The 15,023-nt window shown below is 50.5% G+C and carries 10 protein-coding genes; 5 read left to right on the forward strand and 5 right to left on the reverse strand.

All coding sequences use genetic code 11. The annotated features are described in order from the left end of the window. Positions 1-131 precede the first annotated feature (131 nt). The 5 genes from DRJ53_RS08035 to DRJ53_RS08055 form a co-directional block, all read right to left on the reverse strand. Entirely contained in the window at positions 132-959 is an 828-nt protein-coding gene (locus DRJ53_RS08035; RefSeq protein WP_114235099.1) for a fumarylacetoacetate hydrolase family protein, read from the reverse strand. Between the two features lie 16 nt (positions 960-975). Further along, entirely contained in the window at positions 976-1,971 is a 996-nt protein-coding gene (locus DRJ53_RS08040; protein ID WP_114235100.1) for an SMP-30/gluconolactonase/LRE family protein, read from the reverse strand. 36 nt (positions 1,972-2,007) lie between these two features. Next, positions 2,008-3,750, reverse strand: a complete 1,743-nt coding sequence (locus DRJ53_RS08045; RefSeq protein ID WP_114235101.1) for an IlvD/Edd family dehydratase — start codon at positions 3,748-3,750, stop codon at positions 2,008-2,010. A gap of 259 nt (positions 3,751-4,009) precedes the next feature. Next, the gene (locus DRJ53_RS08050) at positions 4,010-5,569 is read right to left on the reverse strand and encodes a SusD/RagB family nutrient-binding outer membrane lipoprotein (protein WP_206609734.1); all 1,560 of its coding nucleotides are present in this window, start codon (positions 5,567-5,569) and stop codon (positions 4,010-4,012) included. 4 nt (positions 5,570-5,573) lie between these two features. Next, on the reverse strand, positions 5,574-8,756 hold the full coding sequence (locus DRJ53_RS08055; RefSeq protein ID WP_114235102.1) for a SusC/RagA family TonB-linked outer membrane protein: 3,183 nt from the start codon (positions 8,754-8,756) through the stop codon (positions 5,574-5,576). 192 nt (positions 8,757-8,948) lie between these two features. On the opposite strand from DRJ53_RS08055, the gene DRJ53_RS08060 reads away from it, so the two are divergent. From DRJ53_RS08060 to DRJ53_RS08080, 5 genes are all read left to right on the forward strand, one after another. Next, complete coding sequence (locus DRJ53_RS08060; RefSeq protein WP_114235103.1) at positions 8,949-9,839, forward strand: AraC family transcriptional regulator; 891 nt, start codon at positions 8,949-8,951, stop codon at positions 9,837-9,839. Positions 9,840-9,849: 10 nt separating this feature from the next. After that, the gene (locus DRJ53_RS08065) at positions 9,850-11,376 is read left to right on the forward strand and encodes a gluconokinase (protein ID WP_114235104.1); all 1,527 of its coding nucleotides are present in this window, start codon (positions 9,850-9,852) and stop codon (positions 11,374-11,376) included. Between the two features lie 32 nt (positions 11,377-11,408). After that, positions 11,409-12,551, forward strand: a complete 1,143-nt coding sequence (locus tag DRJ53_RS08070) for a bile acid:sodium symporter family protein (protein ID WP_114235105.1) — start codon at positions 11,409-11,411, stop codon at positions 12,549-12,551. A 29-nt stretch (positions 12,552-12,580) separates the two neighbouring features. After that, the gene (locus DRJ53_RS08075; protein ID WP_114235106.1) at positions 12,581-13,564 is read left to right on the forward strand and encodes an RraA family protein; all 984 of its coding nucleotides are present in this window, start codon (positions 12,581-12,583) and stop codon (positions 13,562-13,564) included. Positions 13,565-13,642: 78 nt separating this feature from the next. Beyond that, positions 13,643-14,920, forward strand: coding sequence for a mandelate racemase/muconate lactonizing enzyme family protein (locus DRJ53_RS08080; protein WP_114235107.1), 1,278 nt, complete (start codon positions 13,643-13,645; stop codon positions 14,918-14,920). Positions 14,921-15,023: the final 103 nt, after the last annotated feature.

The following is a 15,023-nucleotide window of genomic DNA, read 5'->3' on the forward strand; positions in this document are numbered from 1 at the left end:
TATTTAATTTAAAATGCTGGATTTCCCCCACCCATTGTTGCTGCCATGAAGTTGGGGCAAGGCGGCCTGCGCCGATGGCATATTTAGCGTTTTTTATGCTTCATATGTTTGCAACAGCGCAGGCGCAAAGCCTACATTACTTCATTTACCAGCGTGCCAATGCCGTCGATGGATATTTTAATCTCGTCGCCGCTTTTAAGTGTAAAATCATTTTCGGGCACAATGCCGGTGCCGGTCATAATGAGGCAGCCATGCGGAAAACTTGCTTCGCGAAACACAAAAGAAACCAGTTCCTCCGGCGTCCGCTTCATCTGGCTGATCTCGATCGAGCCTTTGAATTGCTGCTGGCCACCGCGGTTTATTTCCAGGTGGATCTGCGTTGTTTTTTCCAGCGGCGCATCGGTTACATAAATGCAGGGGCCCACGGCGGCACAGGCATCGTAAGTTTTTGCCTGCGGCAGGTACAGCGGGTTTTCGCCTTCAATGCTGCGGCTGCTCATATCGTTGCCAATGGTGTAGCCAACAATTTTACCCGATGATGTTACCACCAGGGTCAGTTCCGGTTCGGGCACATCCCAGGTCGAGTCTTTACGGATGCGTACTTTGCCATGCGGGCCCACCACGCGGTGCGGTGTTGATTTAAAAAACACCTCGGGGCGTTCGGCCTCGTACACCCGTGCATAAAAATCGCCACCGCCGGCGTCTTTGCTTTCTTCCTGGCGGCCTACTTTGCTGCGCAGGTAGGTAACGCCGCAAGCCCACAGCTCCTGGCTTTGCAGCGGCGCCAGCACGCCATTGGCCGATGTATCTGCCGCAGGCGATTGCGTTGCGGTTATTTGATGCAGCTTTTGCAACAGGTTGTCGTCGTTGATAAAGCTGTCCCAATCTTCGTTCTGCACTAAATACGATTTGTCATCCTGTTCAATCAGAATACCCGCCTTGGTTCTGTACAATTTCATATCGGTTGGTTTGTTATTACTTTCTGAGTTGCACCCGCAGCACCTGGTTGCTGTTGGTCACGTACATGGTTTTTTCATCGGCCGAAAGCGCTACGTTTGATGTAGCGCCGGGCACCTTCAGCATGCCCAGTTTTTTGCCATTGCTGTTGAAAAAATAAACACCGCCCGGGCCGGTTGCGTACACGTTGCCCTTTTTATCGATCTTCAAACCATCGGGCAAGCCGGGCATGCCACGGCCTGCGCCGGCAGCACTGTAAAATATTTTCCCGTTCACCAATTTATCGCCCTGCACATCGTACACATACCAGTTGGGTTTGCGCGGATCGCTGTTGGCAACCAGCAGCTTTTTTTCGCCGGGGAAAAATGCAATGCCATTGGGCCTGGTGAGGCTGTCGATGAGCAATACCACGTCGCCGTTCTTTTTTACTTTATACACACCGTTCCATGAAGTTTCTTTTGTGGGGTCATTGTCGCCGCGGCCGGGCAGACCATAGGGCGGGTCGGTAAAAAACAGCTCGCCGCTGTTGCTGTAGCAGGCATCGTTGGGGCTGCTCATGCGCTTGCCGCCCTGCATATCGGCCAGGGTTACAAATTTTGCCTGCGGCTGGTCGAGCGGTGCATCCATGCGGGCCATGCGGCGGTCGCCGTGCTGGCACAGCACCAGGCGGCCCTGGCGGTCCAGTATCAGGCCGTTGCTGCCCATTTCGCCACCCCGCTCGGTGGTGCCGGTGTACCCCGATGGGTTGAGGTACACTTCTTTTCCTTTTGCAGGCGTCCATTTATACACGGTGTTGGTAGGCACATCCGAAAAAAGCAGCATGCCGCCCTTTTCTACCCAAAGCGGGCCTTCGCTCCACCTGAAACCGGTGGCAATGATTTCGGCCTTGGCGTCTTTCGAAACAATGGCGCTTAGCGCATCATTTTCAACCTCAATGGTGCCAATAGTTGGGTAGGTTTCCTGTGCCGCACAGGCAGTGGATAAAAAAAACAATCCTGCAAAAATGGACTTCATAAGTAAACAGTTTGGTTTATATGGTGGGGCAAAATTTTAATGCAGATCCCGTGTTACCTGGCTGCCGGAGCCGCCACGGAGTACGTCCATATCGGCGCCTAGGTGTGCCTGCTGCACATGATCGATGTGTAGCTTTACATACCCCCGCACGGCCATAGGCTCAGGTGGCTGCCATGCGGCCCTGCGGCGCTCCAGTTCTTCGTCTGTAATATCAAGGTGCAGCCTGCGGCCTTCCACATCCAGTTCAATCATATCGCCATCCTGCACAAAAGCAATGGTGCCGCCCACCGCCGATTCCGGCGATACATGCAACACCACGGTGCCGGCAGCAGTGCCGCTCATGCGGCCATCCGAAATGCGGATCATATCGCGGATGCCCTTGCGCAGCAGTTTTTCGGGCAGGTCCACATTGCCCACTTCGGGCATGCCGGGATAGCCAACAGGACCTACGTTTTTTAAAACAATTACGCAGGTCTCATCAATGTCCAGCGCCGGGTCGTCGATGCGGGCATGGTAATCTTCAATGGTTTCAAACACCACGGCGCGGCCGCGGTGCTGCATCAGTCCTTTGTCGGCTGCCGATGGCTTGATGATGGCGCCGTTTGCACAAAGGTTTCCTTTCAATACCGCGATGCCTGCCTCCTGCTGCAACGGGTTGTCGATTTTGGCAATCACATCCTGGTTGTAGCAGATGGGCTCGTGGTTGTTTTCACCAATGGTTTTGCCATTGATGGTGATGGCATCGGTATGCAGGTATTTTTTAAGTTCGTTGATCACTACCGGCAATCCACCTGCGTAATAAAAATCTTCCATCAGGTATTTGCCCGACGGCTTCAGGTTTACCAGCAGCGGAATTTTGCTGCCGATGGCATCAAAATCTTCGAGCTTGAGATCGATGCCGATGCGGCCGGCAATGGCCAGCAGGTGAATGACAAAATTGGTGGAGCCGCCAATGGCCGCATTGACCACGATGGCGTTTTCAAAAGCCTGCCGCGTCAGCACTTTCGACAGCTTCAGGTTTTCTTTTACCATTTGCACAATGCGCCTGCCCGAAAGTTGCGCCATTACTTTTTTGCGCGAATCAACAGCCGGTATTGCCGCTGCACCGGGCAGTGTTAAACCCAGCGCTTCTACCATGCAGGCCATGGTCGATGCGGTGCCCATCGTCATGCAATGGCCGGCACTGCGGGCCACGCCAATCTCTGCCTCCAAAATATCTTCGGCAGTATAGCTTTCTACGAGTGTTTTTTCTTTTACAATCCAGTTAAACGAACCGCTGCCAAGGCACTCGCCTTTGAAACGGCCGTTGAGCATGGGCCCACCGGGAATGACCAATGTGGGCAGGTCTACACTGCAGGCACCCATCAGTGTTGATGGTGTAGTTTTATCGCAGCCGGTAAGCAGCACCACCCCATCGAGCGGGTTGGCACGAATGGTTTCTTCCGTGTCCATCGCAGCCAGGTTGCGAAACAACATGGTGGTGGGGCGCATGATGGTTTCGCCGAGTGATGTAACCGGGAATTCCAGCGGGAAACCGCCGGCTTCAATGACGCCACGTTTTACCACTTCTGCAAAATCACGCAGGTGGCCGTTGCATGGCGTCAGGTCGCTCCAGGTGTTGCAGATACCAATTACCGGGCGGCCATCAAAATAATCGCTGGGATACCCTTGGTTGCGCAGCCAGGAGCGGTGCACAAAACCCATTTTATCGCTTTTGCCAAACCACTGGGTACTGCGCAATGCTTCGTTCTCACTGGTCTGGTCGGTCGTATTTTTCATTTGAGCAACAGTTCGTTTTTTATTGCCTTCAAAGGTAATTGCTTAGCCTACTGCAATGGGTGTCGGCCGCTACTTATTTGGCGCTGTCCATACGCAGCGCACTTGCATGTACCAATCATTTTTTGAAAAAGGTTTCGAACTGCCCCATGCTGTTTCCTAACAATGCTCAACATCTACTCTATCGCTGCACAGCATGTTTAAAAAGAGACATCTTTTTTTACTGGCGGAGCAAAAAAAGATGCCGCTTATTTTTATTCAGTTATGGTGTATCCCAAAATACCCGGGTGGTCAGATCGTCTTTTCCGCCAATGGCCTGTACTGCGGCCTGGTAGTTTTCGCGGTTGTTCGACAACTCATAGTCTGGGTATGACAACCGGCGGATGAATCCGCCATTGAGGTTGTTGTTGGCGCGGTTAGGTTCCAGTGCGGGGAAGCCGGTTCTGCGGAAATTGGCCCATGCTTCGTTGCCATCGGTAATGCTGGTGATCCAGTATTGCGTGTTGATCAGGCGGAGTGCATCGGCAGCCCGGTACTCCACGTTGGGATGTGACAGGTAAGCTTGCTTATCGCCTTCCGGTACTGCAGCGCCACCGGGATACAACGCATAGCGGTCCATATCAGCTTTGATGGCATTGTCGTAGTAGGTCTTGGCCGCTGCATCGCCGCCCGGAATCCAGCCCCGGTGTGCTGCTTCGGCCAGCAACAGTGCGGTTTGCGAATAGGTGATCCAAAACGTGGGTGCCGTTTGCGAGGCTACCACCCGTACGTTCATTTGCGAATAATTCAAACCGCCATTGCGCTGACCACGGTACGGTGCGGCTTCCAGTGCGGTGCTGATCACGCCAACAGGCACACCAAACTGGTCGGCAATATTGGTGTTGGGCGCCTGGTCGGCCAATGGGTTGTTCGGGTTTTGATAGGTTGCCACCAAAAATTTACCCCTTGGATCGTTGGTTGATTTCAACTGGTTCACAAATGGCTCCGCGGCATAATAAAAACGCGGGTTGTTGTTGACCAGTCCACCGTTCGAAGGGTTGGTGTACAAAGTACCGTCATAGGTAACCCACACGTTGTCTGCATTAGATGTCATCACGCCACCGTTCAACGCTTCGGTTGCCAGTGCAGCGGCTTTCGTTGGATTAAGCTTTGAATAACGCATGCCCAAACGCAGCAGCAGCGAGTTGCCTACTTTTTTCCATTTCTCGGTTTGCACGGTTGCAGTGCCAGATGGAGTGCGGCTGTTTTTTCCAAAAAACAAATCTTCCGGAACATAATCGCCGGCAGGGTTCAAAGCGGCAATCGACTCCTTCAGTTCTTTTTCGAGGTCGGCGTAAATGGCAGCATCATCATCATACTTGGGATAGAAAATTGTTTTCAGATATGCCTGGCCCGATTCAGAGTAAGGAACATCGCCATACTGATCTACCAAACCCATAAAAGCCTGTGCCCTCCAGATCCGGATCATGCTGCGCAGGTTTACGCGGTTCGAATTTTCCAACATCGCAAGTGCCTGCGCCATGTTTTTCAACGAGCCAGGGTACAGTGCATCCCATTTACCGTTGTTGAAGTTATCGATGTCTTCGTTGAAGTTGGGCCCCAGCGTTGCACCGGAGTTAAACGGGTTTACAAATTGCTGTACAATCGTGTGCTCGGTTTCCCAACCCGAAAGTTGGGTGCGTTGTGCGCCGGCAAAAATCAGCGCCGGGTCAATATCGTTGATGCCGTAAGGATTGGTGTTGATCTGTTCGAAGTCTTTATCGCAACCAACAAATGCCAGTACTGACGCTATCAAAATCAGCTTTCTAAATGTCGTTATCATTTCGTCAGAATTTGAGATTTAAGGTAAGGTTGTAGTTACGTGTAGTGGGCAATGCGGCGTTTTCATAACCGCTGCGTACATCACCCGATGACTGCACGGCCTCTGGATCCAGGCCTGGAATGTCTTTGTACAAAATGGCTACGTTGCGGATCGATCCGGACACTGCCATACCCTTGAAAAACTTGAGGTAAGAAGTGCGCTGCAACAGGCTGGTGAGGTTATACGCCAGCGATATATTTCTCAACTTCACGAAATCGGATTTAAAAATAAACGGATCGCCGATCTGCAGGTTGCGGTAGTCGGCATAAAAGCCTTGCAGGTCGGTTACGTTGGTAGTGTTGGGTGCACCCGAGCCCTGGTAAACAGCGGGAAAATTGGAATTGTTGATACCGGCTTCGCCTTCTCTGCGGCCCACCAGCGAAGCTTTGGAAAGCCCCTGGCGCAGCATGTTCAGCGCAGTAGATGACAATACGGTGCCGCCAAATTTGTAATCAATGAATACACCCAGCGTCAGGTTTTTATAAGAAAAATTGTTGGTCCAGCCGCCGGTGTATTTTGGAATAGAGCTGCCTACAGGAACATAGTTTGGCGATGCCAGCAAACGGCCGTTGTTGTTCACTACAATTTCACCTTTGTCGTTGCGCAGGTAAGTGCGGGTGTACAGTTGGTTCATCGGCAGGCCCACGGTATAGCGGATCTGGCCGAGGAACTCGTTGCCGGTTGCATTGAAGTTGAGCAGGAGGAAATCATTCACACCCGGCGAAATAGCCAGCACTTTGGTTGCCAGGTAAGTGTTGTTCCAAGAGGTAGACCAGCTAAATTTTCTGCCTTGAACAGGGCGACCTTCAATCGACAATTCCAAACCGCGGTTCCGCAAAGAACCAAGGTTGTCTTTAGTGCCGGTGTAGCCCGATGTATTCGACAGCGTAACATCCAGTACCTGCTTTGTGGTTACTTTATCAAAAACGGTCGCATCAATGTTCAACCTGTTTTTAAACATCCGCAATTCCAAACCCAATTCTTTTTCTTCCACTTTAAATGGCGTCAGTGCAGGGTTTGGCGCCAGGCCGCCAGAGATAGAAGCAGTTGGCTGGCCGTTGAAGTTGTTTTGCGCAATGGCATAAGTCAGCAAACCCTCGTAAGGACCAACGCCTTGCTGGCTGCCGGTTTGGGCCCATGAAGCCCGCAACTTACCGTAGTTAACCCAGGTGAGTTTGGGAATCAGTTCAGAGAAAATAAAGCTACCGGAAACAGAGGGATAAAACACGCTGTTGCTCGCCGGGTTGTACACCGAGAACCAATCCTGGCGGCCGGTAACATTCACATACAACAAGTTGTTGTAACCCAGTTCCACCAAGCCATACAGCGAGTTGATGCGGCTCTTATTGTAGTTATAGCTTTGGTTTCTTACGTTGCCGTTGGCAATGGAAAAGATATCCTTAATGAGGAAGTTGTTGGCGTTCTGGTTGAACGTACGGTTCTCCACACGCCAGGTGTTACCACCAACACTTGCATCAATAGAAAAGTTTTTAAATTCCTTGGAACCACCCAACAAGAAATCGGCGTTTACATCGGTGCCTTTGCCTTCGGAAAGACTGTAAGTGCCTTTGTAGGTACCGTCAGGGTTGGTGATCAAACTGGTACCAATACCGCCAGGCACTTTCGACTCTAGGAAGTTGATGGAATAATCGTAGTTGTACCGGCCTTGCAGGTACAGCCAGTCGGCAAATTCATAGCGCAAAGTTGCCGTGCCCAGTAAGCGGTCACGCTTGTTTACCCAGCTTTGTCCCACCTGGTTGGCGTAGTACGGGTTGAGCACGGTGCCCTGGAAACCGGAGGTTTGGTTTTCGGTATTGGTCACCGGGTCAACTGCACTGTTCTTTAAAGCAGATGTAGGAATGGAATTGGCTAAACGGGTAAAGAAGTTAACGGAACCAGCACCTTGCGTACCGATCTGCGGCGGATTGCTTTGTTCTTCGTTTGCCCAGTTGATGTTTACGGTAAACTTAAGCCGCTTGGTAATATCATGGTTCAAACCGAAGTTAACGATCTTTCTTTTGTACTCATCTCTTGGCTCAATGCCTTTTGCATCAGTGTTGGAAAATGAAGCACGGAAGCTACCGTTTTGTCCACCACCCGAAAAGGCAACGGTGTTGGTAAAATTGGAACCGGTTTGCAGGTAATCGAACAAGCGGTCTTCGTAAGCCGAGTAAGGCTGCAAGCTACCGTCAAATATGGGTGTCGGCTGCCCATCGAGGCGTGCACCCCAGCCAAACTGGCCGTTGCTCCGGGCACTGGCTGCTGAAGTTGGTTTTTGACCACCTACGCCCAGGCCATACATGGTTTGAAATTGATCCATGAAGTTCAGGGCTTCCTGAGCGGTGTAGCTCGAAGTGAGTTCAACACCAACGCCTTGGTTTTTAGCGCCTGATTTTGTAGTGATGATGATGGCACCGGCCGCAGCACGAACACCATATAGGGCCGATGCGGTGGAACCTTTCAGTACCGTCATGGTTTCAATATCATCGGGGTTAATGTTTAACAGGTTATCACCGCGGTCGCGGTTGTCCACGTTACCGTTGGCAGCCCTTGCGCCCTGGTCAATGGGCAAACCGTTTACCACGATCAGCGGTGCGTTGTTTGATCCCGCAAAACCAACCTGGCCGCGCAACCGTATTTGCGTGCTGGCGCCTGCGCCGGCAGCGGGCGGTGTAATATTCAAACCGGCAACCTTACCTTCCAACGACTCCATCGCGTTGGTGGTTCGGTTGGTAACCATTTCATCCGTTTTAACGGTGGTAGTGGCATAACCCAGTTTTTTTGCTTCGCGTTTAATACCCAGTGCGGTAACCACCACGGTTTCCATACTGCGGGTATCGGCAGCAAGTGTAACGTTGATGGATTGTTGTCCGGAAACAGGCACTTCCTGTGTGGTGAATCCTACAAATGAAACCACCAGCACATCGGAGTTGCTGGCTGCGATGCTGAATTTACCGGCAGCATCAGTTAAAGTTCTACGTGATGTACCTTTTACTTCCACTGTTGCACGGCTGATGGCGCGGTTCTCTGCATCGGTAACCGTTCCGGTAATGTTTTGTGCAAAAGCAGTGACTGAAAAAAGCAGGAGGAAAAGGAAGATGGAAGGCTTCTTCAATTGAGCGGAATGCCGCCGAAGAAATTCTTTCATAATGGCAAGTGTTGTTTAGAAAAAAATGTTCGGGAAAGAGAGCAAAAGATATCGTTAGATGGATACAAAGTATTCAAACATCAGCGCGAAAAACTTCCAAAATAGAACAGCGTAGGATATTGTACAAGCACAAACATTTTTCTTCCTAATATCGTTGCATCGAAGTTTGCCAATTCAGAAACGAACGATTGCATGAACCAGTACTTTTTAAAGAAAGATTGTAAAGAGCTTCATGCGTTTCCGCATATCATTGAATTTGCAGTCAAGAAAAACAACACCATACAATTCGGGTCATTAGCAAAAACAGCACAGGATTTTTTTCGGGTGTATTATGTTATTGACGGACGCTTCGACTGGGTGATCGATCAGCAGCACCATATATTTTATCCCGGTGACCTTGCTTTTGTTTTACCCGGCCAGCAGTTTGGTGGCGAAAGAGACCTGCTCGACATTGGTACGGTAGCGTGGATGCACCTGGGGTTGCAGGAATTTGATTCCAGCGGCAAACTGGCGTTGGGTAAATGGAGCCGCCTCACCGACAGTGAATGCAGGAGCATTGGGCAAATACTGGTGATGAATAATTGCGCAGCGCTATCCAAGATGAAAGATGCAGGTGCATTGTTTCAAAGCATACAACAGGAGTTTTGCAATCAAGAGATCGGGTATGCATCACGCATCAATCAACTGGTGGAAGAATTGTTCATCCTTATTGCACGGCAACTAACGCAGCAGAACACATCGCGCAGAGATTTTCCGCAAACATTTATGAAGCTCGAACAAACGCTGCGCGAAAAACTATCGCACCAATGGACGGTGGAAGAAATGGCTGCACTGGTGGGTTTGGGCAATACTGCATTTTCGGAAAAAGTAAAAAGCTATACCGGCTTTTCGCCGCTCAACTACCTGATCAACATCCGCATATCGGAAGCCATCAAACTGCTGAAGCGGCCCGATGTTCATGTAACAGATATTGCGCTGGATGTAGGTTTTTATTCGTCGCAGCACTTTGCCACAACGTTTAAAAAACTAACCGGATACACACCCAGCGAGTTTAGAAAAAAGAATACAACCCCCACTGAATAAACGTTTGAAAATGGATTGCATCATCACCATAGAAATAGGCACCGGCTCAATAAGGGTTGCGGCATTTGATTTGACCGGCGAGTTGCTGGGCTCATCAAAGGGATCCTACCCTACTTTCCATTCACGGCCCGATTACAGCGAGCAGGATCCTGAACAGATCTTTATTACGCTGCTGTACATGCTCAAAAATTTTCTCAACGAAAAGATCTATCCGAAAAACCATAAAGTAGTCAGCATTTGCTTTAGTTCGGCCATGCACAGCGTGCTGGCCATTAACAAAAACGGTGTGCCCATTGGCAATGCCATTGTATGGTCCGACAACCGCGCCAAAAAAGAAGCAGGTGATCTAAGGGCCTCCGACATTGGCAAGCAATTGTACCAAATGACTGGCACACCAATTCATGCCATGTCGCCGCTGAACAAGATCACCTGGATGAAAAACAACAACCGGGAATTGTTTGAAGCAGCACATAAATTTTTATCCATTAAAACATACATCATTGAGCAACTTACCGGTGAGTATGTGGTAGACTACAGCGTTGCATCGGCTACCGGCCTGCTCAACATTCACACACTGCAGTGGGAAGACCTTGCGTTGGAACGTGCAGGCCTAAAAAAGTCGATGCTGGCCGATGCGGTGCCTGTTTTTTATGCGCCCAAAAAATTAAAACGCCAGTACCAAACATCGCTTGGCCTGCCCGAAAACACCAAGCTGCTGGTGGGCTCCAGCGATGGCTGTATGGCCACATTGGGCGCTGGTGTTTGGGGCGATGAAAAAGCAACGGTAACGCTGGAAGAAAGCGGTGCCGTTCGGGTTGTGGGCAAAAAAGTATTGCAGGATGAACAACAGGGTTTGTTCAACTATGTGCTTACTGAAGGATGTTACGTATCTGGCGGACCCACCAACAATGCAGGTTCGGCATTTGAATGGTTTGCCACGCAGTTTGGCGATTTTAAAAAAGTGTTCGACCTGGAAGACTGCATTGATGATTTGTTGAGCGAAGCATCACGTGTGCCCGCAGGCTCGGAAGGATTGATCTTTTTGCCGTACCTGCAGGGCGAACGGGCACCCATCTGGAACGCCAATGCAAGGGGCTCTTATTTTGGTTTGAACATCAAACACGAACAGCGGCATTTTATCCGTGCCACCATTGAAGGAATCTTGTTTGCATTTTACAATATTGGTAAAACACTGGAGCGGCACCGCAGCTTTAAAAGCCTTTCGGCCAACGGCACTTATGCCGCTTACCCGCTGTGGACGCAGATGATAGCCGACATGTTCAACAAACCGGTTTCGGTAAAATTAAATTCGGGACCCGACAGCGTTGCCTGCGGCGCCTTCCTGGTAAGTGCTACCGAAATGGGCCTCTTCGATAGCCTGGAGCAGGCGGCGCAAAAAGTAAAACTGCTCGAAAATTTTCATCCCAACGGGCAGCACCACGAAACATACATGAAGCTGTTTGCCATCTTCGAACGATTGAGCACAAAACTCTTTGATGAATTTGAAGCCATTGCAGAACTGCAACAACATAGCTGACCTAAAATCTCTTTTTTATCCAACCACTTGCCATGAATAAAACGTCTGTTTACAAGTTCTTTTATGCCGCAACCGCAGTGTTACTGGTTGCATGGATCATCGTCACGTTTCAGCAAATGCACAACTGGGGCGGCTGGCTCCTCAGCCTTGCATTTTTAACCCTGTCCATTGCGTTCCGCGGGCATAAGTTCCTCAAAGGTTTTTCATACACCATCCTCATTTTCGCGGCCGTCAGCCTGTCGATGTATTACCCGCAGTATTTTAAAACCGTTGGCGATTTTAACCTCACCGGCCTCATCGTGCCCCTGTTGCAACTGATCATGTTTGGCATGGGCACTGAGCTTACGCTGAAAGATTTTTCGCAGATTGTGAAAATGCCGAAAGGTGTGGTCATTGGCGTTGTATGCCACTACACCATCATGCCGTTCATTGGTTTTGGCGTAGCCAATATGTTCAACTTTCCGCCGGAAATCGCTGCCGGCATTATCCTCGTGGGTTGCTCACCCAGCGGTCTTGCATCCAACGTAATGTGCTATTTGTCGCGGGGCAACCTGGCACTTTCCGTTTCGGTAACCACCGCTTCTACACTGGTAGCGCCCATCTTCACACCATTGCTCATGCAGTGGCTGGGCGGCAGTTTCATTACCATTCATTTCCTCGACATGGTTTGGGAAATGGTGCAAATGGTGGTAGTGCCGGTTGCCTTGGGTATTCTTGTTCGTTACCTGCTGAAAGGCCGCTCGGAGTGGCTCAACAAAGTGTTGCCAATTACTTCAATGGTGGGCATTGTGCTCATCCTGGTAGTGATCATTGCCAAGGGCCGCGATGCGCTGCTGCAAGTGGGCGGCCTCATTATACTAGCTACTTTCCTGCACAACACATTTGGTTACCTGCTGGGTTACTGGTCGGCAAGGCTGCTGAAATTTGATGAACGCGACAGCCGCACCATTGCGTTGGAAGTAGGCATGCAGAATGCCGGTCTTGCCTCTGCATTGGCATCAAAAATCAGTACCAACCCAGCAGTGGCACTGGCCCCGGCCATTTTCGGCCCGATGATGAATATTACCGGCTCACTCCTTTCCAGCTACTGGCACAACCGCATTCCAAAAGACAGTGCGCCGGAGCCCGATACAACTGTCGACAAAAAAGAAGTGATTGAAGCAAACGCACTATAAACCCTGTTCATTAAAAAAAGTAACCATATATGTTCAAAACAAAACGATTGCTGGCCGCCCTTATACTGACTATTGCATTGAATCCACTTCATGCACAATTTGTACAGGCCAGTAAAGACGAACTGATTGCACTCACACCCGAATGGAAAGGCGAACGTTTTGCCGACGGCCGCCCCAAAGTGTCGGATGATATCCTTCGCCGCATGAAGGCGGTAACCATCGAAGAAGCCTGGGCACTCATCAGCGGTGCCGGTTACCGCTACCAGATTGCCGATGGCTGGGGCCAGATCATTAACCCCGACAGCGTGCTGGTGGGCCGCGCATTTACCACCACGTTTATGCCGGGCCGCCCCGATGTTTGGAAAGCCATTGATTCGATGGGCAAAAAAGAAGGCCGGCTGGCGCAAAACGTGTGGGCCGTGGAGCAACTAAGCAAAGGCGACGTTTATGTGGCCGACCAGTTTGGCGCTAAAAAGAACGGCCCCACCATCGGCGATCGTGTAGGTACCGCCATTTATACCCGCACCGGCAACGGCATTGTGTACGATGGCGCCCTGCGTGATGTGGAAGGCCTGAAAGAAATGGGCGGTTTTACTTCTTATTTCAGCAGCTACGATCCTTCGTTTCACAACCCCGGAGGTGGCCCCAACAGGGATCTGACCACCATGATCGTAGGCATTAACCGGCCTACCCGCATCCGCACGGTTACCGTTATGCCGGGCGATGTGGTGTTGGGTAAAATGGGCGTCGTGATTTTCATTCCACCGCACCTTGCCGAAAGAGTAGTAAAAAGCTCGGAGCTGGTTCGGCTGGAAGATATGTTTGGCCAACTCCGCATCCGCGAAGGAAAGTATACCGCCGGGCAGATCGATACCCGCTGGGCCGATCCCATCCAGAAAGACTTTACGCAATGGCTTAAAGACAATGTGAACAAGCTGCCCGTGGCCCGCGAACAGGTGCAGGAGATCATCAAACAACGCGAAAGCACAACCCAGCAAACCAACAGTTATTAAACCCGATAAGCTGGCGGCAAAACTGGGCCGCCGGCCCCTTTCAACCAATCAATTTACAAACCATCAAAACAAGGATACATGTCTACTTCCAGAAGATCATTTTTATCTAAAGCCGGTCTGGCTGCGGCTTTGGCTCCCTTAGCTCCCATTGCATCGTTTGGCCAGCCGCTTGAGCAGGCTGTTGACAACCAGGTAAAATTTTCCGCTCCTTCCGATTTGAAAATTACGGATGTAACCTGCGGTTACATCCGTGGCAGCCTGTTTGTAAAGGTGAACACTAACCAAGGCATTTATGGCCTGGGCGAAGGTGTGGATGCCATTGGCGGCACCTATCACCTGGTGCAAAGCCTGGGCAGAAGGCTGCGGGGACAAAGCCCATTGAACCCACATAAAATTTTTGAAGACCTGCGCCGCAGTGCACACTTTGGTGGCGGCCAGTCGGGTATGTATGTAGCGGTATTGTCGGCTATCGAAACAGCGATGTGGGATCTGACCGGCAAAGCGTTTAACATGCCGGTGTACCAATTGCTGGGCGGCAAGTTGCGCGACCGTGTAAGGGTATATTGCGATACGGCACTTTACCGCAACCGGTTTCCTTCGCCAAAAGACTTTGCAGATGCAGCGACAGAGGCCATTAAAAAATGGAATTTCGATGCGCTAAAATTTGATATTGACTACGCATCTGACCCCGATAAGAAAGACCGGTACAACTGGACAGCCAGCCCCGGTGAATTACAACGGATGTACGACCAACTGGCTGCAGTACGCCAGGCGGTTGGGCCAAAAATTGACCTGTGCGTGGACATGCACGGCCGCTACGATTATGTAACGGCGCAGGCCATTGCCAAAAAAGTAGAACCGCTGAACCTTACCTGGCTGGAAGAGCCAGTGCCTGCAGAAAACTTTGCAGCATACAAGCAAATTGCGGCAGAAACAACTACACCAATCTCTGGCGGCGAAAACGTTTACCTCGGTTATGGTTTTAAGCAACTGCTGGATAATGGCGTTGACATTGTAATGCCGGATCTGCAGAAATGCGGCGGTTTGGGCGAAGGACAGCGCATTGCCAACCTGGCCAACATGTACTATGTTCCGTTCTCACCACACATGGTTGCCTCGCTGCTGGGTGCAATGGCTTGTGCACACGTTTGTGTAACAGTGCCCAACTTCCACCTGATGGAGTGGCAGTCTTATTTCCATACTGAGCCAATGTTCCGCGAAATTGTAACCTTCGACGAAAAGAACTGGGTAAAAGACAGCTACATTACTGTATCTGAAAAGCCCGGCATTGGCGTTGACCTGAATATGGAAGCAATGAAAAAGTATGCAACGCCCAACGTTCCATTCTTTGCTTAAATAAAAACGTACAGGCAGAAGTGTAGTGCATTTCAAAAGTTCACTTGTTCACGGGTTCACGAGTTTTTTGAAACCAACCTGTGAACTCGTGAACTAATCAAAC

Source organism: Paracnuella aquatica (assembly GCF_003332885.2).
GTDB classification, from domain to species: Bacteria; Bacteroidota; Bacteroidia; order Chitinophagales; family Chitinophagaceae; genus Flavisolibacter; species Flavisolibacter aquaticus.

What these genes read in the sequence shown, in the direction of transcription:
- DRJ53_RS08035 (WP_114235099.1), bottom strand. Translation starts at nt 959, where the DNA reads ATGAAATTGTACAGAACCAAGGCGGGTATTCTGATTGAACAGGATGAC.
- DRJ53_RS08040 (WP_114235100.1), bottom strand. Translation starts at nt 1,971, where the DNA reads ATGAAGTCCATTTTTGCAGGATTGTTTTTTTTATCCACTGCCTGTGCG.
- DRJ53_RS08045 (WP_114235101.1), bottom strand. Translation starts at nt 3,750, where the DNA reads ATGAAAAATACGACCGACCAGACCAGTGAGAACGAAGCATTGCGCAGT.
- DRJ53_RS08050 (WP_206609734.1), bottom strand. Translation starts at nt 5,569, where the DNA reads ATGATAACGACATTTAGAAAGCTGATTTTGATAGCGTCAGTACTGGCA.
- DRJ53_RS08055 (WP_114235102.1), bottom strand. Translation starts at nt 8,756, where the DNA reads ATGAAAGAATTTCTTCGGCGGCATTCCGCTCAATTGAAGAAGCCTTCC.
- DRJ53_RS08060 (WP_114235103.1), top strand. Translation starts at nt 8,949, where the DNA reads ATGAACCAGTACTTTTTAAAGAAAGATTGTAAAGAGCTTCATGCGTTT.
- DRJ53_RS08065 (WP_114235104.1), top strand. Translation starts at nt 9,850, where the DNA reads ATGGATTGCATCATCACCATAGAAATAGGCACCGGCTCAATAAGGGTT.
- DRJ53_RS08070 (WP_114235105.1), top strand. Translation starts at nt 11,409, where the DNA reads ATGAATAAAACGTCTGTTTACAAGTTCTTTTATGCCGCAACCGCAGTG.
- DRJ53_RS08075 (WP_114235106.1), top strand. Translation starts at nt 12,581, where the DNA reads ATGTTCAAAACAAAACGATTGCTGGCCGCCCTTATACTGACTATTGCA.
- DRJ53_RS08080 (WP_114235107.1), top strand. Translation starts at nt 13,643, where the DNA reads ATGTCTACTTCCAGAAGATCATTTTTATCTAAAGCCGGTCTGGCTGCG.